At 50.2% G+C, this 24,070-nt stretch carries 19 protein-coding genes; 1 reads left to right on the top strand and 18 read right to left on the bottom strand.

Going from position 1 to position 24,070, the window contains the following annotated elements; all coding sequences use genetic code 11:
- Positions 1-79 precede the first annotated feature (79 nt).
- Genes mukB through cmoM form a run of 4 tightly spaced genes read right to left on the bottom strand, consistent with a single transcriptional unit; the run spans position 80 to position 7,341 of the window.
- Positions 80-4,528, bottom strand: coding sequence for a chromosome partition protein MukB (mukB, locus tag GW591_RS03000; RefSeq protein WP_013574849.1), 4,449 nt, complete (start codon positions 4,526-4,528; stop codon positions 80-82).
- The gene (gene mukE / locus GW591_RS02995) at positions 4,525-5,256 is read right to left on the bottom strand and encodes a chromosome partition protein MukE (RefSeq protein WP_013574848.1); all 732 of its coding nucleotides are present in this window, start codon (positions 5,254-5,256) and stop codon (positions 4,525-4,527) included. Before mukE ends, mukB begins: the two co-directional genes overlap by 4 nt.
- The gene (gene mukF, locus GW591_RS02990) at positions 5,237-6,559 is read right to left on the bottom strand and encodes a chromosome partition protein MukF (protein WP_013574847.1); all 1,323 of its coding nucleotides are present in this window, start codon (positions 6,557-6,559) and stop codon (positions 5,237-5,239) included. The genes mukE and mukF overlap by 20 nt, the downstream gene beginning before the upstream one ends.
- Positions 6,556-7,341: a tRNA uridine 5-oxyacetic acid(34) methyltransferase CmoM gene (gene cmoM / locus GW591_RS02985; RefSeq protein WP_013574846.1), complete on the bottom strand. Its 786-nt coding sequence runs from the start codon at positions 7,339-7,341 to the stop codon at positions 6,556-6,558. The genes mukF and cmoM overlap by 4 nt, the downstream gene beginning before the upstream one ends.
- A gap of 155 nt (positions 7,342-7,496) precedes the next feature.
- Here cmoM and elyC point away from each other — a divergent pair, with 155 nt between their 5' ends.
- On the top strand, positions 7,497-8,276 hold the full coding sequence (gene elyC, locus GW591_RS02980) for an envelope biogenesis factor ElyC (RefSeq protein WP_166860065.1): 780 nt from the start codon (positions 7,497-7,499) through the stop codon (positions 8,274-8,276).
- Position 8,277: 1 nt separating this feature from the next.
- Here elyC and GW591_RS02975 read toward each other — a convergent pair whose 3' ends face one another.
- The 14 genes from GW591_RS02975 to serC form a co-directional block, all read right to left on the bottom strand.
- Positions 8,278-9,171, bottom strand: coding sequence for a YcbJ family phosphotransferase (locus GW591_RS02975; protein WP_037036018.1), 894 nt, complete (start codon positions 9,169-9,171; stop codon positions 8,278-8,280).
- A gap of 195 nt (positions 9,172-9,366) precedes the next feature.
- Positions 9,367-10,125, bottom strand: coding sequence for a 3-deoxy-manno-octulosonate cytidylyltransferase (kdsB, locus tag GW591_RS02970; RefSeq protein WP_013574843.1), 759 nt, complete (start codon positions 10,123-10,125; stop codon positions 9,367-9,369).
- Positions 10,122-10,304 carry a Trm112 family protein gene (locus GW591_RS02965; RefSeq protein WP_013574842.1) on the bottom strand — a complete coding sequence of 61 codons (183 nt, stop codon included), beginning with the start codon at positions 10,302-10,304 and terminating at the stop codon, positions 10,122-10,124. Before GW591_RS02965 ends, kdsB begins: the two co-directional genes overlap by 4 nt.
- Positions 10,305-10,685: 381 nt before the next feature.
- Positions 10,686-11,909, bottom strand: coding sequence for a winged helix-turn-helix domain-containing protein (locus GW591_RS02960; RefSeq protein WP_112197631.1), 1,224 nt, complete (start codon positions 11,907-11,909; stop codon positions 10,686-10,688).
- Between the two features lie 95 nt (positions 11,910-12,004).
- Positions 12,005-12,217, bottom strand: a complete 213-nt coding sequence (locus tag GW591_RS02955; RefSeq protein ID WP_013574840.1) for a cold-shock protein — start codon at positions 12,215-12,217, stop codon at positions 12,005-12,007.
- Positions 12,218-12,478: 261 nt separating this feature from the next.
- Positions 12,479-12,688, bottom strand: a complete 210-nt coding sequence (gene cspE, locus GW591_RS02950) for a transcription antiterminator/RNA stability regulator CspE (protein WP_013574839.1) — start codon at positions 12,686-12,688, stop codon at positions 12,479-12,481.
- A gap of 349 nt (positions 12,689-13,037) precedes the next feature.
- Complete coding sequence (gene lpxK, locus GW591_RS02945; protein WP_112151113.1) at positions 13,038-14,027, bottom strand: tetraacyldisaccharide 4'-kinase; 990 nt, start codon at positions 14,025-14,027, stop codon at positions 13,038-13,040.
- Positions 14,024-15,772: a lipid A ABC transporter ATP-binding protein/permease MsbA gene (msbA, locus tag GW591_RS02940; RefSeq protein ID WP_013574837.1), complete on the bottom strand. Its 1,749-nt coding sequence runs from the start codon at positions 15,770-15,772 to the stop codon at positions 14,024-14,026. The genes lpxK and msbA overlap by 4 nt, the downstream gene beginning before the upstream one ends.
- A 38-nt stretch (positions 15,773-15,810) precedes the next feature.
- Entirely contained in the window at positions 15,811-18,090 is a 2,280-nt protein-coding gene (locus GW591_RS02935) for a ComEC family protein (protein ID WP_225444904.1), read from the bottom strand.
- 238 nt (positions 18,091-18,328) lie between these two features.
- The gene (ihfB, locus tag GW591_RS02930; RefSeq protein WP_013574835.1) at positions 18,329-18,613 is read right to left on the bottom strand and encodes an integration host factor subunit beta; all 285 of its coding nucleotides are present in this window, start codon (positions 18,611-18,613) and stop codon (positions 18,329-18,331) included.
- 60 nt (positions 18,614-18,673) lie between these two features.
- Positions 18,674-20,347 carry a 30S ribosomal protein S1 gene (rpsA, locus tag GW591_RS02925; RefSeq protein WP_015689619.1) on the bottom strand — a complete coding sequence of 558 codons (1,674 nt, stop codon included), beginning with the start codon at positions 20,345-20,347 and terminating at the stop codon, positions 18,674-18,676.
- Positions 20,348-20,503: 156 nt separating this feature from the next.
- A complete protein-coding gene (cmk, locus tag GW591_RS02920) occupies positions 20,504-21,202 on the bottom strand; it encodes a (d)CMP kinase (protein WP_013574833.1) in 699 nt (232 codons plus the stop codon).
- 196 nt (positions 21,203-21,398) lie between these two features.
- On the bottom strand, positions 21,399-22,682 hold the full coding sequence (gene aroA / locus GW591_RS02915) for a 3-phosphoshikimate 1-carboxyvinyltransferase (protein WP_037036023.1): 1,284 nt from the start codon (positions 22,680-22,682) through the stop codon (positions 21,399-21,401).
- A gap of 104 nt (positions 22,683-22,786) precedes the next feature.
- The gene (gene serC, locus GW591_RS02910) at positions 22,787-23,872 is read right to left on the bottom strand and encodes a 3-phosphoserine/phosphohydroxythreonine transaminase (RefSeq protein WP_037036024.1); all 1,086 of its coding nucleotides are present in this window, start codon (positions 23,870-23,872) and stop codon (positions 22,787-22,789) included.
- Positions 23,873-24,070: the final 198 nt, after the last annotated feature.

Raw genomic sequence — 24,070 nt, 5'->3', positions numbered from 1 at the left:
TGGATGCAATTTCAATAAAAAGCCCCGGCGCTCAGGCCGGGGCTTTTAAAAATCAGACATCTTATTTCTCTGAAAACACTCAGGAAACGTCAGCTTCCGTATTGACCAGTGCCGGAAGTTCAGGTGCGAATCCACGCAAACCGACCACGTGTACATGTTCATTATTGCCGAACACTTTACGTACCAGTTTATAGGTCGTGCCTTTTTCAGGGCTGATGTTTTCCGGTGCCGCAATAATCAGCTGCATTTCCAGACGGTCGCAAAGCTCGAACAGCGTGGCGATAGATTTAGCATCCAGACGTGCGGCTTCATCAAGGAACAGCAGACGACAAGGCGAAATATCCTTCCCACGCATACGGCTCGATTCGTCTTCCCAGCTCTGAACCACCATCACCAGAATCGACATACCGGTACCGATCGCTTCACCCGTTGACAGCGCCCCGCTTTCTGCGCGTAACCAGCCGTCAGAACCACGGTTCACTTCCACTTCCATTTCGAGATAGTTGCGGTAATCCAGCAGTTCTTCACCAATAGTTTGCGGTGTGCGCTGACCCATATCGATTTGCGGGTTCAGACGCTGATAGAGTTTCGCCAGCGCTTCCGAGAAGGTCAGACGGTTACTGCTGAAGAGATCCTGATGCTGTTCCTGCTGTTCAGACAACACATCCAGCAGTCCCGCGTGCGCTTCGCGTACATTCACGTTCAAACGCACACTTTTCACCTGACCAAAGGCCACAGCCTGCAGGCCCTGGTTCAGCTGGCGGATACGGTTCTGTTCGCGCTGAATGGTTTTACGGATGATATTCGCCACACTTTTCGAACTGATGGCCAGTTGCTGCTCGCGGGCTGTCAGTTCTTCGGTCAGACGGCCCAGTTCGATTTCCATCTGTTCAATCGCTTCAACCGGATCATCGGTACGAATAATATCCTGACGGATACGTTCGCGCAGATGCTGGTATACAGCAATGTAGAACTGGATTTTACGTTCAGGGCGTTTTGGATCTTCGGACAGACGCAGTACATCGCGCAGATGTTCGTTATCAGAGACCGCCAGACGCAGCGCGCCAAGGGATTTATCCGACATGGAACGCAGTTCGTCGCCATCCATATACGCCAGCTCACGACGGTGCAAACGACGTTCAACGCCATTGTCTTTCACCAGACGCATCACCGCACACCAGCCCGCTTTCGAGGTCACTACCTGTTCGCGGCTCTGATGATAATCACGCTCAAGTTTGCGCAATTTCTTCTGCAGGTTATCCATTTCTGCTTCGCAGAAGGTGATTTGTTTTTCGAGCTGATTACAGCGTGCCCGGTTGGTGCTGAGCGCGGTGTGCAGTTCGTCACGGCGGGTTTTAGCACGTGCTTCAGCATTTGCATCAGCCTGAACACCGATATCCTGCAATTCCTGGCTAAGTTCTTTGAGCATATCGCGTTTGGCATCGAACGAACTTTTCAGCGAGGCCAGAACCTGACTGTACTGCGTCAGTTGTGTCTGATGCTGACGCATTTGTTCACGGGCACGCGTACGTTCCGCTTCCGCATGTTCCAGACGCTGACGCAGTTTGTCATTCAGATCACTGTTTTCATTCAGCATGCCGGCGGAGTCGGTATAGCTGAAGTGAGCACGGCGCTGAACCACTTCCGTCAGAGCGAATGCCTGTTGCTTCGCCAGACGCTGTGCATGCTGCGCCTGTGCGTAATCTTCTTTCAGTTGCTCATGCTGTTCCGGGTCGCTTTGCAGCACCGATACCAGCGGTTCCAGCTTGCTCAGTGAAACACCGTGTTGCTGAATGAAACGGGCGGAATCCTGTGCCTCTTCCATTTCTTCGCGGATTTCTTCAACGCGATCAATCAGCGTTTCGTCACACAGCAAGCCGACACGTGGCTGCAATTTATTGAGCATGCCGATAGCGTCTTTCGCCTGCTCGTATTGCTGACGCTGTTGCTGATTCTGGCCTTCATGCGCATTGATAGCGCGTTCCAGTTCGCCACGACGCCCGCTCAGAGTGCGGATTTCAGCTTCCGGGTCGGCGTCAAACGCCACGGCTAAATGACTGCCGATGAAACGACTAAATGCCTGATGTGCACGCTGAATTTTCTGCACGTCAAACGACAATGTCGCGTAACGCTCTGACAGGTTTTCGCGTTCTTTATGCAAGGTTTCCAGACGGTTCTCACGCGCCGCACGGCCAAACAATGGCACCTGTGGGAAGTGAGAATAACGCCACTGGCGATCACCCGTTTTGACCAGTACCGCGCCCTGCATTTCTTCTACTTCAAAGACATTGTCATCAAATGACTGTGGATCCCCTTCGATAAGATAGAGGTCTTCCGGGCAATCATCCAACCCATCCAGCTGATCGCGGATCAGGGATAAATCAGGCACCACAATCGCGTGGCGGGACGGACCATACAATGCAGAGAAGTAAGGCGCATCGTCGATGGTGACGTCATCATAAATTTCCGACAACAACACGCCACCGAAGCGTTCTGCAAGCGCGATCATGCGGGAATCTTCCGCACCACTTGGCTGGCTGAGGCGGGTTATCTGCCCTTCAATACGACGCTTGCGGGCAGCCACTTCGTCACGCTCAACCGTCGTTTCGCGTTCCGTTTCCAGCAACTGCTGCATGTATTCGGTCACCTGCTGGCTGCTTTCCAGCGGTTCCTTACTTTGCTCGCTTAACTGGCTAAGTGCTTCCTGCGCGGCCAGCCAGACGGGTGCACGGGCGGTCAGTTCGCGAATGCGAGACTGAACACGTTCAAGTTCCTGACGCATTTCCATGCGACGCTCACCTGCCTGCGACACAACACCCTGTAATTCTTCGATCTGTACTTCCAGCTCACGCTGCATTTCGTCCAGATCTTCGGGATGCACATCCTGACCCGTACGCTTGCAGAATTCCTGCAACTGACGTTCGGCATCCTGCTGTTCACGCAGGCGGCCTTCAAGTTCGGACAAGCGCATGCGCAGCGGTTCGACACGTTCGGCCTGATGCTGTTGTGAAGACCAGTCGCGCAGTAATTCACGCGCCGTTTGCCAGGCGTCACTGCGGCTCACTTCACCGGCGATTTTTACCACCAGCTGATAAGCCGTTTCAAACTGATTATGGGCGGCAGAAGCGACGCTCATCTTCTGTTCCAGCATCAGCAGGATTTCAGTCGCTTCCTGCTCTTTACTCTGGAAAGTTTCCAGCCATGCTTCACTGTTCTGAATGCTCAGATCGGGGATCTGGCACAAATCGCGCGCACGCTCAATGGCCTGCAACGCCTGCTGATACTGAATCGCACGGGTCTGCTGAACATCCAGCGCCTGCTGGTAATCGGCCAGCTGGCTTTTCAGCTCATCCACTTCCAGTTCAGCGGCTTCAGCGCGCGCTTCATGTTCAGCGTGCAGCTCGCTGGCTTCAGCCACCACTTCGTTCTGTTCTTCGAGACGATACGTCAGCTCTTCGAGATCACTTTCATAACGCTCGATTTTTTCCTGTTGACGCATTGCCGTCTGAACCAGACTCAGATGATCGCTGGCAGCCTGATAATCGGTTTCTAAATCGCTTTGCGCACCACTTTGCTCAGCCAGTTCACGTGCCATTTCGACATGACGGTATTGCTCGCCGGACAACTGTTTGCGGCTGGTGAACAAATCATTACGCAGTACCAGCGCACCATCGAGATGAATACGGCGTTCATTGGCGTGACGCATATAGTCTGCAGCCACGTAAGACGTCGCTTCAGAAATCAGGTGTTTAAACAGGTCGCGGTCAGACTGAGTAACGCGGATAGCTTCCAGCGTCATACGGTTTTCACGCAGCGCCGCTTCCATATCCTGGAAGGCTTTCCGCACACCACTGTTTTCCGGCAACAAATAGTCGCGCAGGGAACGGGTGATGGCACTGGAAATACCGCCATAAAGCGAGGCTTCAATCAGACGATAGAACTTGCTACGGTCGGATGCCGATCGCAAACGACGTGGAATAACACCCAGATCAAACATCAGGGCATGGTAATCGGTAATCGAGTTGAACTGCTTGAACTGCACGCCTTCCATCGCTTCCACGCGATCTTTCAGTTCCTGCAAAGACAGCACACGAGCCTGACGCTCGCCGACCGTTTCAGTCAACATTTCCGTCGGATTGACCGCAACCGGCAAGCCCTGAATCGTGAAAGGTTTAATGTCGACTTTACGGTCACGACCAGCGACCTGCTGCAGACGAACCCCCACGACAATACGCTGGTGACGGGAGTTCACCACATCCAGAACCGAGTAACAGACACCCGCGCGCAATTTACCGTGCAGGCCTTTATCACGCGAACCGGAAGTTGCGCCCGCTTCGGTGGTGTTACGGAAATGCAGCAACGTCAGATCGGGGATCAGCGCCGTAACGAAAGCCGCCATCGTGGTGGATTTACCGGCCCCGTTACCGCCGGAAAGCGTGGTGACCAGTGAGTCGAGGTCAAAAGTACGGGCAAAGAACCCGTTCCAGTTAACCAGCGTCAGTGAGCGAAATTTACCGCGTTCAATCATTCCTGTTCATCCTCTGCGCTCTCATGCCCTTGCTGCACTGCCAGCGATTCGCCGTCCTCACTTTCGTCATTCAGTGACAGCGCGCTGTCGACGGGCATTGCTTCACCGTCGCGGATCATCCGCAGTTGTGCTTCGCGCGCGTCATCGCCGCTGCGGACATCCGCACCAAACCGGAATACCGCTTCAGTGATACGGAATTTGCTGCTATCAACCCCCATGAAATACACCATGCCCAGCCGGCGTAGTCGGTTCAGGGACGTGCGGACTTTGTCCTGCAATTTCTGGCGATCCAAATCTGAGCCGGTTGAACGTTGGTTGACGTATTTAAGTAATTTGCTTTCATCCGCCAGGCTCAGTAATTCGTCATACAGTTCCTGCTGGGTAAAAATCCCCTCATGCGCCAGACGTTCCGGGCTGAGATACAGATAGCAAAGGATTTTACCCACCATCATATCCAGCTCAGATAGTACGGAGCGCGGGATAAGCGTGGTGGAGCGCGGGCGCAGGTAGAAGAAACCTTCTGGTGCCCGGATTAACTCCACGTTGTAGCGGCTGTAAAAGAGTTCCATTTCTTCCTGATAGTCCATCAGGAAAGCGTGGTTATCCAGCTCATCAATACCGATATGACGGCCAGAACGCAGCTGGCTGTCGAGAGCAGGAAACACTGAGTTCGCCAGTGCCTGCGCCAGCTTAGCTGGCATTATGTGTTCAATATTTGTCGATGACATGGGCCTGCACCTTGGCTCCGTAATCATTGATTGCCTGCCATTCGGCATGCAATCCTGAAAAATCTGCTTCAGCCACACCAAGGCGCACAGCCTGGTCGACCACAATTCGCGCGACATCAAAATGTCGGGCACGCGGATACTGTTTAAGATATTCGCGCATTACCATGCCCAGATTGAGCGGCGTTTTTTGTTGCTGATAAACCTGTAATGCCTGTTCAATCAATGCCGCAAGTTGTTCGCGGATTTCGTTAAATTCTTCAAACTCAAGATCTGGCGGAAGTTCGCCGGTCACTTCCTCGCTGCGCAAGGCCAGTTCTTCATCGCGCATATCCAGCAGACGGTCAGCATTGGCGAAGGTCAGCGTCCATGGCTGATCAAAATAGTTCTGAACCGACTGGCGCAGACGCTGGGCGAACACCCGGTTTTTATCCATGTCGATGGCGGTACGGATAAATTTATGCACATGCCGGTCATAGCCAATCCACAGGTCAATAGCCTGCTGGCCCCAACTGGTAATGCGGTCGAGTTTGTTCTGCAGGTCGAAAACCAGTTTGTCGACAAAGCTCAAATCGAGTTCGACCATCGTGGCATCCTGAATACGCATAAGATGCGCCTGCAACAGGTTACCGGCCGCCTCGAGCGTATCCTGCAATTCACGCAGCGTGCCGGAAGTTTCTGACAGGAGGATTTCACAACTGGAAATTGCCGCACGCCAGTCTTTATTGAGCAACGCGGCAATGTCGTCTTTCACGCCCTGCTGCTGCTCGTCCATGATCCGCTGGGTCATGTCGATACTGTCAAAAATTTCAGCTACGGAGTATTTAAGTGGCGCGTAAACATTGCGATGCCAGTGAAAATCATCACCGCCCTCTTCGGCTGCATCGGCTGCACGCTTGAGTTCCTGAGCAACGATCGACAACTGCATAGACAACCGCAACGTTGAGAACTCACGCTGGCGGATGTAATAATCTGAAATGCCGATCGCCAAAGGCGTCAGGCGATAAATGGCATTACCGTCGGCCAGTTCACTGACAAAACGGTTGAGCAAACGCTGACGCACCATGTCATTGATGGCGTTATTGGCACGTACGGTGATGGTTTCATTTGTCTGCTCAAATCCCTTGCTGACATGACGAAACGCGTCGACCAGTTCACCCTCACTCATTTCTCCATCAAGGCGCTCGCTGTTTAATGTGGCGATTGCCAGAAGAAAAGCCAGCCGCTCCGTTGGCAGCGAAATTGAGAAATCATTTTTGCGTGCCCAGGCGACCAGTTCGGGTACAGTCTGGGAAAATTCACTCATAATTCGTCCTTCAGAATGGGTTTGTGCGCCATCACGTGGATGTAACGTCCCAAACTAACAAAAGGTTCCTGACGACAATAACGCTGTTCCAGCGCCAGAAGCTCATCAAAATCCTGTTTATGTTGTTGTCTGTTTCGCAAATAATCGTGGAACACTCTAACACCGGTCTTGCCGCTGATCTGCATCCCAAGTTCTTCCAGCCACTGGTAAACCTGTGCGGGCTCCAGCGGGTGATCGGGTAACAGGGAGCTTTTTTTGATTTTTGGCACACCCGCTTCAACATGAGCAAAATTGCCAAGGATCATGTGCCGCATGACCAGACCGTGGATATTGTAAAACATCAGTGATATTGCGCCACCGGGGGTCAGACAATCGACCAGTGCGGCCAGAGCCTGTTGAGGTTCGGCCAGCCATTCGATGACCGCATGGAACAATATCAGATCAACCGGCTGTTCCAAATGTTCGGCGATATGCTGAGCCGGACATTGTACAAATTGCATGTTGTCGCTCACACCTTTTTCCAGCGCAGCCGCCTCGGCGCGGCGGATCATCTCACCGGAGAGATCACACAACAAGACCTTATGTCCTAAAGCTGCCAGTTCACAGGCCATTTGTCCTTCACCGCCGCCCGCATCAAGGATGCGCAGTGGCCGCTGAGGCAAAGTCTGTAGTAAATCATGCAGATCCTGACCCAGCACAGCCTGACGGATACGTCCCTTTGTTGTGCCGTAGATATTGCGCGAAAACTTCTCGGCCATATCGTCGAAATTACGATCCTGCATGAAATGAACCCTGTTTCTAAAAACAATTTGTTAATGATGGCTGTGCGGTGATACCGGGTGAAGTGCTATTTTGGCACAGGCTGGCATAGAATAAATCATCCTGACGCGGATTCACGCCCGGATGTCGTTTTTTCACCCAAAAGGATCGGTTTCTGATGTTATTTATCCTAAAAAAGACGCTGGGGGGCCTGTTATTACCTCTGCCATTTATTCTGCTCTTCATGGCGATTGCACTGGTGTTGCTGTGGATGACCCGCTGGCAAAAAACCGGAAAAGTGTTTTTTTCACTGAGTTGGCTGCTTCTGTTGCTGCTCAGCTTGCAACCTGTTGCGGATAACCTGCTGCGTCCTATTGAATCGGTTTACCCCACTTATCAGGCCAGTGGCAATGTGCCGGTAAAATATGTTGTCGTACTGGGCGGCGGTTATACCTATAACCCGGCGTGGGCACCGAGTTCTAATCTCATCAATAACAGCCTTCCTCGCGTGGCCGAAGGGATCCGCATTTACCGGGCAAATCCCGGTTCAAAAATGATCTTCACCGGTGCGCGGGCCATGACTAACCCGATGAGCAGTGCTGCGGTCGCCGGGAAAGTTGCGGAGAGTTTAGGGGTGCCGGAGAGCGATATTATTCTGCTCGACAGGCCACGGGATACACATCAGGAAGCTTTGCAGGTTAAAGAAATGCTGGGAGAGCAGCCGTTTGTGCTGGTGACGTCGGCAAACCATCTGCCGCGGGCAATCATTTTCTTCCGGCAACTGGGACTGAACCCTATTCCGGCACCGGCGAATCAGCTTGCGATAGATTCCCCGCTCAATCCGTGGGAAAAAGCGTTGCCTCAGGCACTGTTCTTGTCTCACAGCGAGCGGGCATGGTATGAAGCGCTGGGGCGCGTATGGCAATGGATGACGCTGCCGGCACCCGCAGCGAAGTAACTCAGTTAAGCCACGGCAACAATTGTTGCCGTGCATAATCGAATTGCCGGCGATCAAGCTTACCGGTATGAATCAGATGCGCGACTGATTCCCACACCAGATACAACCAGCGCCGTGCGAGGAATGTTTCTGAAACAGGTGCTTTTTGCAGATAACTGAACAGCAATTGCTCGCTCATGCCTTTTTCCCACAACCTGAAAAGATCAAACTCCCTCGGCGCCCATAACACGGTGCCGGGATTAATCATTGCCAGCAGTTGATCGCTGCGAGGATCTTTGAGCATGCTGCGCAACGAGAGATTGCCGTGTACCAGTACCGGTGTATCGTCGAACTCTTCAAATAGCTTAGGAATGCAGGCACGGGAACGGAAAAGCAGCGTGCGATCTTCAGGTGTGAGTTCGGATGCCTGTAAATTCGATAACGTTGCCCACAACACCTCCACCCGCTGCGGGTACCAGTTTTCCCAGCGATTTTCCTGCGTGCTGTCAACAGAACCGACGCAACCGTGGCTGTCAATCCGGTGCCACGCCAGCATCGCCTCGACAATTTGCTCCTGCAAGATTTGCCAGCGATCAGGGGTGCGTGTTGGCGCTTCCGCCGATACGCCGCGCAGACGTTCAATCAGCAATATTTCCTGATATGGTTTCTGATGCGTGGTGACCATGCCATAAACCGTCGGCACCCTCACCACGCCCTCCCGCGCCAGCATTGATAATTTATAAGCCTCCTGCCCGGCAATTCCCTGACAAGTAAAACTCTTCGCCATCAATGGCATCGCGTAACCCTGCTCATCATAAAGGGAAAAAAGATGGGCATAAGGCTGCTCACTGACACATTCGAGGCGGGATAAACGCTCGCCCAGCACAATACTCAATTCGGCTTTTAGCTGTTCCATAACGTGTTCGCAGTGACGAATAAATTAACGTTTATGATGAAAGTTTCAGGAAAGGATTACCCCGTTTCAGATCAAACAAAAACCGGATAGTCGGGGCAGAAACAGGAAGGCAGTGCGCAAAACGAAAAGAGAACAGTGATGACAAAACGGAATGCCGGAACATTCCGCTTTTATGACTTTTTATACTCTGTGTGGTCAGGAATTTTTATGCCCCAAAATCACGCGCACACGTTCCAGATCCTCAGCGGTATCGACACCCACAGAAGGAATGGCCTTCGCTACATCAACGTGGATTTTTTCACCGTACCACAGCACCCGGAGTTGTTCGAGTAATTCGATGTGCTCAAGTTTAGTCGGTTCCCACTTCACATACTGGCGAATGAAACCAGCACGGTATGCATAAATACCGATGTGACGAAGGAAGACATCACCAACCGTTTCTTTCGACACGGCAAAACGTTCACGTTCCCACGGAATTGTAGCGCGGGAAAAATACATGGCGTAACCTTTGGCATCCCGAACCACTTTGACCGCATTCGGGTTAAACGCTTCTTCCGCTGTTTCAATTGGCACTGCCAGTGTTGCCATTCCTGCTTCACTGTTTGCCAGATTATCAGCCACCTGACGGATGATAACAGGCGGGATCAGCGGCTCGTCGCCCTGAACATTAACGATAATTTCATCATCGGAAAACTGACATAAATCGATGACTTCTGCCAGACGCTCAGTGCCTGACTGATGATCAGGTCGGGTAAGACAAACTTCACCACCCGCAGCTTCAACCGCCGCCACAACGTCAGGATGGTCTGTCGCAACAATTACACGTTTAGCACCCGACTCCCGTGCACGTTCCATCACATGCACAACCATAGGTTTACCGTTGATATCGGCCAACGGCTTACCCGGCAAACGGCTTGACCCGAAGCGGGCCGGGATAATAGCAACAAAACTCATGGGTGTGTCTCATCAACAGAAAGCGGGCGGGCCTCGTTTTCTAATAAAACAGGGATCCCTTCACGCACGGGATAAGCCAGGCTGTCTGCCTTACACACTAATTCCTGCGACTCTTTATTAAAGTAAAGCTTCCCGTTACATACAGGGCATGCAACGATTTCAAGCAAACGGTGGTCCATAAATTCCTCCCGGAGGCGAATACACCGCATTTTCAGCAAGGTGTAACGTAAAAAAGCATTGGAAACACAACATAGCGGTTCAGGAGAATAACATAACGCCGCACCCCGCGTTAATCCTCACTCATCCTCCGATACGACTTCAAAGAAGTTACATTTCTGTAAATAAAAAATATCTCCTGAGGAGCATTGCGCTGCCGATTTCGTGGGAGTACAATTTTTTTGTGATGCACGTCACACTAAACACCTTCAATATGAGCACTAAAAATGAAAACCATTAACAAAATCATCGCAATGTTCGCTAACTTCAGCCACTAAGCTGGATGCCACCTGCAATCATCGTGAAATAACGGCTGCCTGATGCAGCCGTTTCATTTTGTGACATTAAATCTGCCAGTCTCTTTCCCAAAACACCGTTAACGTTTCAGGTACTTTCAAGGTTTTGACTTTTTCAGCTCCCTGCCACTGTGCAAACCGGCTGATTGCTCCGTGTATATCTTTTGCACGTCGTGAAGACATCGTCACATCGGGCTCGAGATGGAGGCTTTTCACTTCCAGTAGTTTTTCTTTGCGATGCATTTTTGCATCCACCCGACCAATCAGTTCACCCCGCTGCAGTATGGGTAGCGTGAAATAGCCGTACTGGCGTTTTGCTTCCGGCGTATAGCATTCGATCCGGTATTCAAAATTAAACAACATTGAGGCGCGTTTACGATCCCATACCACGGGATCAAAAGGTGAAAGCAGCGTGGTGACCGTTGAACCGATCCGTGATTCAGTGGCTTGTTGCAGAAGGGGAAACTGTTTCCGGTGGACATAGTAAATATCTTCAAGCCCGGCCACTTCGACCGGTGTAATTTCCTCGTCCATCAGTAATTGTGCAATCACAGCCTTGGTATTCACCCGCCTGAGGCGATAATAGTCCGCCAGCCATTCCGGTCTAAAGATGCCAAGATATTGCGCCGAACGCCGCAGCATCTGATATTCCGCTGCAGACTGTTCAAGAGTCTGGCTCGCATCGTCCCAGCCAGGCATCACCCGTTCAGCAAGGTCGTAAACCCGGTGGAAATTACGCCGTTCAGACACCATCAGTTTCCCGGAAGTAAACAATGTTTCCAGGTGTTTTTTATGAGGCTTCCAGTCCCACCAGCCGCTGGCAGACTTTTTATCTGTACTGAAATCGGCCGAACGCACAGGGCCATTTTCAGCAATGTGTCCCAGCAGTGCCTCAATATCCGTCTGATGTTCATCAAACCAGGTCTGAGAAAATTTCCACCCCATCCCCTGAGGATTGAGCATCCGGTGGCGCAGGAGTCCGTAATCTTCACTGGGAATAAAACAGGCCTCATGTGCCCAATACTCGAATATTTTTCCTGCCGGGAGGGCTTGTTCCAGCCATTGAGGGTCGTAATTACCTAAGCGGCTGAACAACACCAGATAAGGACTGCGCGCAACCACGCTTATCGTGTCAATTTGCAGCAATCCCATATCACGGATCGCCTGAACGACATCCGCAGCAACAGGCTTTCGGGTCACTGGTTTAAGAAGATTTTGCGCAGATAGATGCAGGGTGCGGGCTGAAGCAAGAGATATAACCGGGTGAGACATATCGGTATCCGTGGCAGCAATTTAACTGTGGATACCGATAGCATATTTTTACCGGAGCGTAAAATTCAACTCAACGGTGAACAACAAAACCGGACTCAGAAAGCAATAACATCAGCCGCGGAAGGGCCATGTGTTACGCTGCGGTAAGTGGTGAACTCCACCTTCTGACCGGCACTCAGAGATTTATTCCCTGTATTGGCGATGGAAGTACGCTGAACATAAATTTCAGAAGAACCATCAAGCGGGCAAATAAAACCGTAGCCTTTAGCCTGATTATACCATTTAACTAAACCCATTTTTAACATCATAATTTCTATCCTTTCTTTTGGGCATCCATGAACACACTTTTTTATTATTGTTCGGATGCGTTTGCCCATTGCTAAGTTATTTTTTTATAAAAAACCTCTAATGAGCGAATTAGTTTTAACGACTACTTTTACAACTTTCACGACGTCTTATAAACGCCGTATTTACCTTTTCAGGTATGTAAAACCCGCCATCCGGCGGGTTTTACTCTGCTGATATGATTAGCGATTAACGTTGTTTCATATCATCACGTTTGTCTCTTATCAGAGTGCAATAACGTTAGCAGCAGCAGGACCGCGCGGGCTATCCTGAATGGTGTATTCTACACGCTGGCCTTCGGCCAGAGTTTTGAAACCATCGGTTGCGATTGCAGAGAAATGTACGAATACATCCTTACCGCCATCAGCCTGTTCAATAAAACCAAAACCTTTGCTTTCATTGAACCACTTAACCTGACCATTTTTCTTCGACATATTTAAAACCTTTTACAAAATATAAAATCCTGCCATTCGGCAATGCTAGCCAATAGTTCAGACAATTACTTATGGGGAGGACTTAGAAGGTTCGTCTTGGAAGCGGAATCATCGGGAAAGAGATAACGTCTGGGAGGAACTGCTTTACTCTACACTCATACATAAATAGCGCTGCAACACAGGCTGCACGCATTTACTCATAAGTGCAGCGCAATAGCAAGTCACGTTGCGCAATTATTCTGACGTTAAACATTAACGGTGAATATTAGTCTTTAAAATCAGGGGGATTGAAACTTTAGATTTACGTAAATTTTTATCAGACGCACGAAAACGGGCTGTTTTTGCTGTATCAATGCATCTTTTGCAAAATAAGCTCAGCTATTCTTTGGAGCAGTTTCTCAGCCTGATCACCCTCGATTTTGGCGTCAACCGGTAAATACCACCAGTCTGGCTGAGCAAAAGAACGACATTTTACTGCATCCTTTTCAGTCATCAGAAGGATCTGTCCTGGTGCCTTCACAGCTGACAGTTGTCCGGAGGTGTAAGCCTGATGATCCGAAAAAGCGACTTCCTTTTGTACATTTATCCCTAGCTGTTTCAACGTGGAAAAGAAACGCGGTGGATGCCCGATGCCGGCAATCGCAACCACATTTTTCAATGCAGAAGCATCACACTGTTCACCTGTGACCAAATTTATCGCTTTGCCAGGTTGCAAGAACATCGCTAACTCACCAGGACGGGCTGTGCCGCCATTGGTAATAACCGCATCCACTGAACGCAAACGAGATTCTCTTTCACGCATAGGTCCTGCAGGTAACCAGTGACCATTACCAAAACGGCGGACTCCGTCGATCACAACAATTTCGATATCACGCTGAAGTGCATAATGCTGTAATCCGTCATCCGTAATGATAACGTCTAACTCATTTGCACCAAGTAATGCTTTTACCGCATCAGAGCGAACCGGAGACACCGCAACCGGTGCCCCGGTTCTCTGAAATATTAGCACTGGCTCATCACCTGCCTGCGTGGTGGGCGTCGCCTCCGTCAGCAATAAGGGATAGTGCTCAGCCCTGCCACCATAACCGCGCGAAACGACTCCAACACGAAAACCATGCTGCTGGAGTGTTTCAACCAGCCAGATCACCACCGGCGTTTTACCATTACCTCCGGCAGTCAGATTTCCGACCACCACGACAGGCACCGAAGCCCGCCAGCTTTTTTTCAGCCCCGTTTTATAGCTGTAACGGATCAAAGTTGAAACTAACCCGTACAACCATGAAAGAGGCAGGAGTAACAGATATAGCGGTGATTTCCCTGACCAGATGCGCTCAATCATTGGCCAAACTGCATCCGGTACAGCTGTGAGTAAACACCACGCTCTTCGAGCAGGCTCGTATGTGAACCACGTTCCACCACGCAACCATCTTCAATGACCAGAATCTCATCGGCCTTTTCAATAGTGGATAAACGGTGTGCGATCACCAGGGATGTGCGGTTTTTCTGTAGTTCGTCGAGTGCAGCCTGAATAGCACGCTCAGATTCAGTATCAAGGGCAGATGTCGCTTCATCAAGGATCAGAACCGGCGAGTCACGCAGCAAGGCACGCGCAATTGCGATACGCTGACGCTGGCCACCAGAGAGCAGAACGCCATTTTCACCAATGACCGTATCCAGCCCTTGATCCATTTTGCTGATAAAGTCCATCGCGTAAGCCATCGTCGCCGCTTTTTCGATTTCTTCGCGGGAGTACATATCCGTACGGGCGTAAGCGATGTTATTGGCAATGGTATCATTGAACAGGTGGACGTTCTGAGAAACGAGTGCCACCTGATCACGTAATGACGACAGGGTATATTCCCGCAGATCATGACCATCCATCAGGATATTACCTTCCTGAATGTCATAGAAACGGGTCAGCAAATTCGCGATAGTCGATTTACCGGAACCTGAGCGGCCAACCAGTGCAACAGTTTTACCCTCCGGCAGGTTGAAGGAAATATCACGCAAAGCAGGAATATCGCGTCCCGGATAAGTGAAGGTCACGTTTTTGAATTCGACATTTCCGTTAACGCGTTTGACTTCCAGTTTCCCTTCGTCTTTTTCCTGTTCCATATCCAGGATTGAGAACAGCGTCTGACAAGCGGCCATACCGCGCTGGAACTGGGAGTTCACGTTAGTCAGGGACTTCAGCGGACGCATCAGGGCAATCATAGAAGAGAACACAACGGTGATAGTACCCGCGCTGAGCGTTTCCATCACGGACGGGAAGCTTGCCGCATACAACACGAATGCCAATGCCAGAGAGGCGATCAACTGAATAATCGGGTCTGAAATTGAAGAAGCGGAAACCATACGCATACCTTGCTGGCGCATACGGTTACTCACTTTATCAAAACGCGCGGTTTCAACTTTCTGGCCACCGAAGATCAACACTTCTTTATGACCTTTGAGCATCTGTTCCGCGCTGGTCGTCACCTGTCCCATAGTGTTTTGCATTGTTTTACTGATATTACGGAAGCGTTTAGACACCACACGGATAACAACAGAAACAATCGGCGCAATCACCAACAGGATTACAGAAAGCTGCCAGCTGTAATAGAACATCATGACAAACAGACCAATGATTGACGCACCTTCACGTACGACGGTCACGAGCGCACTGGATGATGAAGACGCCACCTGCTCGGAATCATAGGTGATACGGGAAAGTAAGGTACCGGTAGATTGCTGGTCAAAGAATGCTACGGGCATTCTCATCATGTGACCAAACAGACGACGACGCATATGCATCACCACTTTGCCCGAAACCCATGAAATGCAGTAACTCGAAATGTAGCCACTGACCCCACGCACAACCATCAGACCGATAACGACCAATGGCATCCAGAGTAGGATCGAGCGGTCAGCTTTACCAAAACCGTCATCCAACAGAGGCTTCAGCAAAGACAGCATGAAAGTATCACTGGCAGCGTTTGCGACCAGCGCAATAGCCGCAGCGATCAGCCCGGCTTTAAAAGGTGTGATCATCGGCCAAAGGCGACGAAATGTCTGCCATGTGGAGAGATCTTTATCGTTCATCATGCAATATCAACCAGCATCGAAAGAAATAGCGGTCTATTCTACTCATTATCTGTAGATACTCCAAACTGGCGGTGATACCAACGGGGGATTAATTGCTCACGTAAGCCTTTAATTGTCCAATAATCATCAAAAACGAAGAGGCTGAGTTGACCCGATTCAGACGTTGAATGCCAGTCATAGTGCGCTTTGTTGTATCTGCTAACAACTTTATGTGCCGGCAGATGCCATTTATTAAAACGGGATGCGGACGCCAGTGCGATAACCGGCTTAACTGCCCGCAAAAATGGAGGTGTCGATGACGTATTGCTGCCATGATGAGGAACCTGAAGTACAGTGGCTTGCAGTTCGCTCCGCCACTTCCTGACTAACGCTTTTTCTGTTTCAGTTTCAATATCTCCGGTCAGGAGCAAACTGAATGAACCGTCATCAATGCGGATAACGCAGCTGTCGTTATTCCCTGCATCCTCTGACATTTTATCCGGCCACAAAACGTTAAAATCCAGCCCCTGCCAGCGCCATTGCTCGCCTGCTATGCATTTCAGATGATGCTGATCCGACAAAGCACTTTCACGTACGCTGGCTGCAGGATAACGGTTTTGTAACGGGGCCAAACCGCCCCGGTGATCCATGTCATTATGACTGATAATTATCTGTTCCAGCTGAATATTCTTCCAATTTAAATAAGGGATAATATTTTGTTCAGCGGCTGAGCCCCCTTCCCAACGGTTGCCGGTATCATAAAGAATGCCCCGGCCGTTTTTGCTGATAAGAACAGACAAGCCATGTCCGATATCAAGCATATCAACCCGCCAGCGCTCCGATGGATTTCTGTTCAGCCAGACAGAAGAGATCGCAAAAAGCGACAGCAACAGTGAAAGGCAATATCTCAACGGGCAAATCCGCCAGCACAGAAGCACCAGCCATCCCATCAGGCTCACGGCCAGAAATGACTCACCCAATGGGATCCAACCGTCCGGTAATGCTTTTACCCCCCACAAAGCCAATCTCAATGTGGCATCCGCCAGTTGCCAAAGCAGAGCTTGTGCGTTATCCATCAATGCGCAGGGCGCGGCGTTCGTCAACAAGGCCAGTAATACCAGCGGGACTGTGATCAATGAAACAACCGGAACTGCCCACATATTGGCCGGAAACGAGAAGACGTTTACGCCGTGGAAAATCCAGACCTGTAAGGGCAACAGAAGAAGTGTCATTCCCACCTGCAGATGCCCCCAGCGAAACAATGCCCAATACCATGCCTGCTGAAACATTGCAGGAAGAGGCACCCACTGGAACCAGAAAACCAGAGCCCCCACCGCGAAGCATGACAACCAGAAGCTGTCGGACAATAAATTCATAGGGTCGACCAGCAGAAGCATAGCCACCACCCAAAGCCATATCTGGCACGGATGACAGCGGACACGGAACAGACGCAGCAGGATCCACATCAACACCGCAAACGCTGCACGCAGCGCAGGTGCATTACCTCCGGAAAGCCAGGTATAGAACAGCAGAAAAACGCCGCTCACGAATAACGGAAATCGGTAGTCAATCAGTTTTACCGGCAGCAGATACTGCAATCCACGCGCCAGCCACCATCCAAATAACGCCGCAATTCCAATATGTAGGCCTGATATCGCCACCAGATGCGCGATGCCAGTCTGTTGTAACAGTAGCTTATCTGCAGCCTGTATTAATCCTTTTTCGCCAAAAGCCAGTGCAATCAGTACAGGCGTATTTTCCATCGGTGGCATCTTCTGCTGCAACCGCTGAATAAATTGCTGACGAAGCGAACTTCTGGCATCTAATAGCTGCCTGTTACGGACAGTTGCTGTCAGAGGTGCATGCTGAGCCAACGCCCAACGCTGGGCATCAAATCCGCCTTCATTCAGCAAGCTGTGGACGGGCCGCATACTGACGATCATATCCCAGCGCTGGCCCGCTAACAGTTCTCCCTCTGTCTTGTCCCATTTAGTGCGGAACATGACCGGCGGGAAAATTATTTTTCCTTCTGCTTTTTCTATTTTGAAGAGTACAGAAGAGGTACTGGTGCTCCCGAGATTAATACTCTCTACCACGGCGATAACATGACGCTTTGTGCCCTGAAGCGCTGAAATCTGATCGAGCTGAATACCGCCCTGAAACGAGGCCCAACTGAAACTCAGCAGGCCGATCGCTATCAGGCTGAATATTTTGTGATGAAATCTGAAGCAGCATGAGGCGCAAAGACACAGCGTGACCAGATGAATAGCCGAAGGAAGTTGGGAAAAAATAAGCAGTGGCAACATCCCTGCAATAACCGCTAAAGCAGCCTCGTCCAGTGAAATTTTGATGTTTTACTCCCTTCACGTTCATCAGACATGTTTTCGTGCCGGAGTATGATTTTCATGCAAAGAAGGAGCAACCAGGAAAGCAAAACGCTGCGTGACGTTACGCAAAAATTTTATGATCGCAACTGAAAGAGGGGGAACTTATTCGTCATAAAGCAAAAAAAACGGCACCCCGAGAGGTGCCGCTTTACGTTCGCTATAGGCAGACATTTACGTTCAGGCGAAAGCCTCAGCCGTAAATATTCGCGCGATCACGCAACTCTTTCCCTGGCTTAAAGTGAGGAACGTACTTGCCGTCCAGCTCGACTTTATCGCCAGTTTTAGGGTTGCGCCCAACACGCGGAGCACGGTAGTGAAGAGAAAAACTGCCAAACCCACGGATTTCGATGCGTTCACCATCAGCCAAGGTTGCAGCCATATGCTCAAGCATCTCTTTCACTGCATCCTCAACAGCTTTCGCCGGGATATGAGAGTGCTGGCCAGCAAGTCTTTCAATAAGTTCAGACTTGGTCATAGTACCTCCAAGCTTTGCAGCTAAACTACCGTTTCGGGGCGACTGAGCCGCCCCCCGTCATTACTCGCCTTTTGCCGCTTTGAACGCTTCAGCCATAGCACTAGAGAAGTTGCTTTCGTCTGGTTTGTTGTTAACAACAGCGATTGCATCTTTCTCGTCTGCTTCGTCCTTAGCACGGACGGACAGGCTTACTACGCGGTTCTTACGATCAACACCGGTGAATTTAGCTTCTACTTCATCACCAACGCTCAGAACCAGAGTTGCGTCTTCAATACGGTCGCGAGAAGCTTCTGAAGCGCGCAGGTAACCTTCTACGCCGCCAGCTAATTCAACTGTAGCACCTTTGGCGTCAACTGCTGTAACTTTACCAGTAACAATAGTACCTTTCTTGTTAACAGACAGGTAGTTATTGAATGGATCTTCAGCCAGTTGCTTCACGCCCAGGGAGATACGTTCACGTTCTGCATCAACTTGCAGAACCACAGCTGCGATTTCGTCGCCTTTTTTGTATTCACGTACTGCTTCTTCGCCTGCAACGTTCCAGGAGATGTCAGACAGGTGAACCAGGCCGTCGATGCCGCCGTCCAGACCAATGAAGATACCGAAGTCAGTGATTGACTTGATTTTACCTTCAACGCGGTCGTTCTTGTTGTGGGTTTCTGCGAATTGCTGCCATGGGTTGTTTTTGCATTGTTTCAGGCCCAGGGAGATACGACGACGTTCTTCGTCGATATCCAGAACCATAACTTCAACAACATCGCCCACGTTAACAACTTTAGATGGGTGGATGTTTTTATTAGTCCAATCCATTTCAGAAACGTGAACCAGACCTTCAACGCCTTCTTCGATTTCTACGAAGCAGCCGTAATCAGTCAGGTTGGTAACGCGACCAGTCAGTTTAGTACCTTCTGGGTAACGTTTAGCGATAGCGACCCAAGGATCTTCGCCCAGTTGTTTCAGACCCAGTGATACACGGGTACGCTCACGGTCAAATTTAAGAACTTTAACAGTGATTTCATCGCCAACATTAACGATTTCGCTTGGGTGTTTAACACGTTTCCAAGCCATGTCAGTGATGTGCAGCAGGCCGTCAACGCCGCCCAGATCAACGAATGCACCGTAGTCAGTGAGGTTCTTAACGATACCTTTAACTTCCATGCCTTCCTGCAGGTTTTCCAGCAGTTGATCGCGCTCTGCGCTGTTCTCAGACTCAATTACTGCACGACGGGAAACAACAACGTTGTTGCGTTTCTGGTCCAGTTTGATGACTTTGAACTCAAGATCTTTGCCTTCGAGATGCAGCGTGTCGCGAACAGGACGAACGTCTACCAGTGAGCCTGGCAGGAACGCACGAATACCGTTCAGCTCAACAGTGAAACCGCCTTTAACTTTACCGTTGATAACACCGGTAACAGTTGCAGATTCTTCGTAAGCTTTTTCCAGCGTGATCCAAGCTTCATGACGTTTAGCTTTTTCACGGGACAGCAGAGTTTCACCGAAGCCGTCTTCAACAGCGTCCAGCGCAACATCAACTTCGTCGCCAACCTGGATTTCCAGTTCGCCCTGTGCGTTTTTGAATTGTTCTGCCGGGATTGCAGACTCAGATTTCAGACCGGCGTCAACCAGTACGATATCTTTGTCGATAGACACAACAACACCACGAACGATGGAACCAGGACGGGTTTCGATTGTTTTTAAGGATTCTTCAAAGAGTTGAGCAAAAGATTCAGTCATGTTGATAATCTTTAGGTTCTTAAGTTTAACGTCCATCTGGCTTCCTGCTGGATGGGGTTGTTTCAAATGCCCCGCTACAGATCCTTGCGGCGAGGTTAAAAAAAACTATAGCCAAAACTGGCACTGAATATTCTTCAGCACCAGAGTGAGGCTCGATTACCGGGTTTGTTTTTGCGGCAATCCTAGAATTTCTGTGGCATAAGCCAGTGCTTTTTCGATGACTTCGTCGATGGACATGCTGGTTGAATCCAGCAACAACGCATCGGAAGCAGCCACTAGAGGCGCGACGGGCCTGTTACGATCACGGTCATCGCGCTCTTTGATCTCGGCTAAAAGCCGTTCAAAGTTAACACTAAAGCCTTTTTCCTGCAACTGTAGCATTCTTCTGTTTGCACGTTCTTCCGAACTGGCATCCAGAAATATCTTCACCGGTGCATCAGGGAAAACCACCGTCCCCATGTCACGACCATCCGCAATCAGGCCCGGTGCATCACGGAATGCGCGCTGCCGGCGCAATAATGCTTCACGAACGCGGGGAAATGCCGCCGCCTGAGACGCAGTATTGCCTACCGTTTCGGTGCGGATTTCATGGGTAACATCCTCACCTTCTAAAATAACGTGCAACTGCCCATCCTGAGCCACAAAACGAACGTCGAGATGTGCGGCAAGCGGAACTAGCGCCTCTTCTGAGACAATATCAACCTGGTGATGCAAAGCCGCCAGCGCCAAAACGCGGTAAATCGCGCCGGAATCCAACAGATGCCAGTTAAAGGCTTCGGCCAACGCTTTACACAACGTACCTTTACCTGCACCACTTGGCCCATCAACGGTGATTACCGGGGCTAAAGCCGTCATTTTTGTCTCCTTTCGGTGGGGTATGCCCGCTTCATTAGCCTCACAGGACTAATTCAGGAGCGGCATTATACGCTGCCTTCACTGCAACTGTTACCCCACATTTTTCAGTTGGCTAAAAAGCGGACGGTTCTGAGCCTGAAAACAAAAAAACGGACATCAGGGATGTCCGTTCATACACGGGCAACCAAGTGAAAAACTATGCCAGTGTGCTGATTGCCGCCAGACGGTCAAAATAGTCCGGGAACGTTTTTGCGGTACACTTCGGATCAAGAATGGTCACCGGCGTATCGGATAACGCCACCAGCGAGAAACACATCGCCATGCGGTGATCATTATAGGTGCCAATTTCGGCAAATTTCAGCGATTGAGGCGGATCAATACGAATGTAATCTTCGCCCTCTTCCACTGTTGCACCGACTTTACGCAGCTCAGTCGCCATCGCCGTCAGGCGATCGGTCTCTTTAACACGCCAGTTGTAAATATTACGCAACGTTGTCGGGCCTTCAGCAAACAAGGCAGCGGTAGCAATGGTCATTGCTGCATCAGGAATATGGTTCATGTCCATGTCAATGCCGTTCAGTTCACCGCGGGTACATTCGATATAATCATCAGCCCAGTGAATAGTAGCACCCATTTTTTCCAGCACGTCTGCAAAACGAATATCGCCCTGCATGCTGTTTTTGCCGATTCCGGTCACACGAACCGTACCGCCCTTGATCGCCGCAGCGGCCAGGAAGTAGGACGCTGAAGAGGCATCACCTTCGACCAGATATGCCCCCGGAGACACATAATGCTGACGTCCTTGGATGCTAAATCTCTGGTACTCGTGGTTTTCCACTTCAATACCAAAGGTTTTCATCAGGTTCAGCGTGATATCGATATAAGGTTTGGAAACCAGATCACCTTTAATCTGAATGGTTGTATCGTTATCTGCCAGCGGAGCTGTCATCAATAACGCTGTCAGAAACTGGCTGGAAACACTGCCATCAACACTGACGTCACCGCCACTAAATCCACCCTGCAGGCGCAAAGGCGGATAGTTTTCCTGCTCCAGATAATCAATCTGCGCACCGCCCTGACGAAGCGCATCAACCAGATGCCCGATCGGGCGCTCTTTCATGCGCGGCTCTCCGGTCAGTACAACATCCTGTTCGCCCAGGCATAATGCTGCCGCCAGCGGACGCATTGCGGTTCCTGCATTCCCAAGAAACAGTTCCAGACCTTTAGCATTGGAAAAAGCCGTGCCCAGACCATCGATTTCACACTCGGTGCGGGATGCAGATAAACGATGCGTGACACCCAGTTGAGTGAGTGCTGTCAACATATGACGCACATCATCGCTGTCGAGCAGGTTAGTCAGGCGGGTAGTACCCTGTGCAAAAGCAGCCAGTAAAAGTGCGCGGTTAGAAACACTTTTTGAGCCAGGTAAATTGATGCTGCCGTTAACCAGCGCAACGGGTTGTAATGTCAGGGATTCCACTCTTTCTCCAATTCTTCTTTTCATAAAATGACCCCGGACATTGAGCCGGGGTCATTTTTAAGGCTTCTCAATGAAGCATTCTGCGAGCCTGAAAGCCAGCACACTTAACCGTGACGTTTTTCGAACTCCGCCATAAAGTCGGTCAGGGCTTTTACGCCTTCAATCGGCATTGCATTATAAATAGATGCGCGCATACCGCCAGCCACGCGGTGGCCTTTTAGTGCATGCAGACCGGCTTCCTGTGCCTGATCAAGGAACAGTTTATCCAGCGAGGCATCTGCCATCTGGAAAGGAACGTTCATCCACGAACGGTTAGCCGCCACCACAGGGTTACGATAGAAGCCGGTGCGATCGATTGCGCCATACAAAAGTTCGGCTTTTGCACGATTGCGCTTTTCCATTTCGCGCAGACCGCCCTGCTCTTTCAGCCACTTGAATACCATACCTGACAGATACCATGCAAAGGTCGGCGGGGTATTGAACATAGAGTCGTTCTCAGCCAGCACGGTATAATCGAGGATAGAAGGCAATTCAGTGCGCGCTTTGCCCAGCAGATCATCACGAACGATAACCAGGGTCAGACCCGCAGGACCGATATTTTTCTGCGCGCCAGCATAAATCACCCCAAAACGGCTGACGTCAATCGGGCGGGAAAGAATGCAGGATGAATAATCTGCTACCACGATTTTGTCGCCAAAATCAGGCATTTCATCAATAGCGATACCATCGATAGTTTCATTCGGGCAATAATGAACGTAGGCAGAATCTGCACTCAGTTTCCATTCGCTCATCGGCAGAATGCCACGCTTACCATCAATCGTAGTGGTGACATCAATCACGTTTGGCGTGCAATATTTTTGGGCTTCTTTAACTGCGCTGTGTGCCCAATAGCCACCATCAATATAATCAGCGGAGGATTTTTCACCCAAAAGGTTCATTGGCACAGCAGCAAATTGCGCACGGGCGCCGCCATGGCAGAACAGCACTTTATAGTTCGAGGGAATATTGAGCAGGTCACGGATATCCTTTTCGGATTCTTCAGCAACCTGGATAAATTCCTTACTACGGTGACTGATTTCCATCACCGATGTACCCAGTCCGTGCCAGTTACAAAGTTCCTGTTCCGCACGACGCAATACTTCAGCCGGGATCATTGCCGGACCTGCACTAAAATTATAAACCTGAGTCATTTCCCCTCACCACTTCTCTGAGACAGTCACATAGTAGTCACTAATTTAACGGTTTTATCATCCGAGACAAGCAGTCTGCAACGGTTATTGATGACGACCTGATAAACAGCGATGAGATGTTGATCACAAGGTTCATTCCTCCTTTTAACCCTGATTTTTCGGAATAATATGTGTAAGCACCGTCAAATTTCACACGGT

It is taken from the genome of Rahnella aceris (assembly GCF_011684115.1).
Taxonomy (GTDB): Bacteria; Pseudomonadota; Gammaproteobacteria; order Enterobacterales; family Enterobacteriaceae; genus Rahnella; species Rahnella aceris.
Note: the sequence above shows the minus strand (reverse complement) of the source record. Positions and strands in the feature narration are given on the sequence as shown.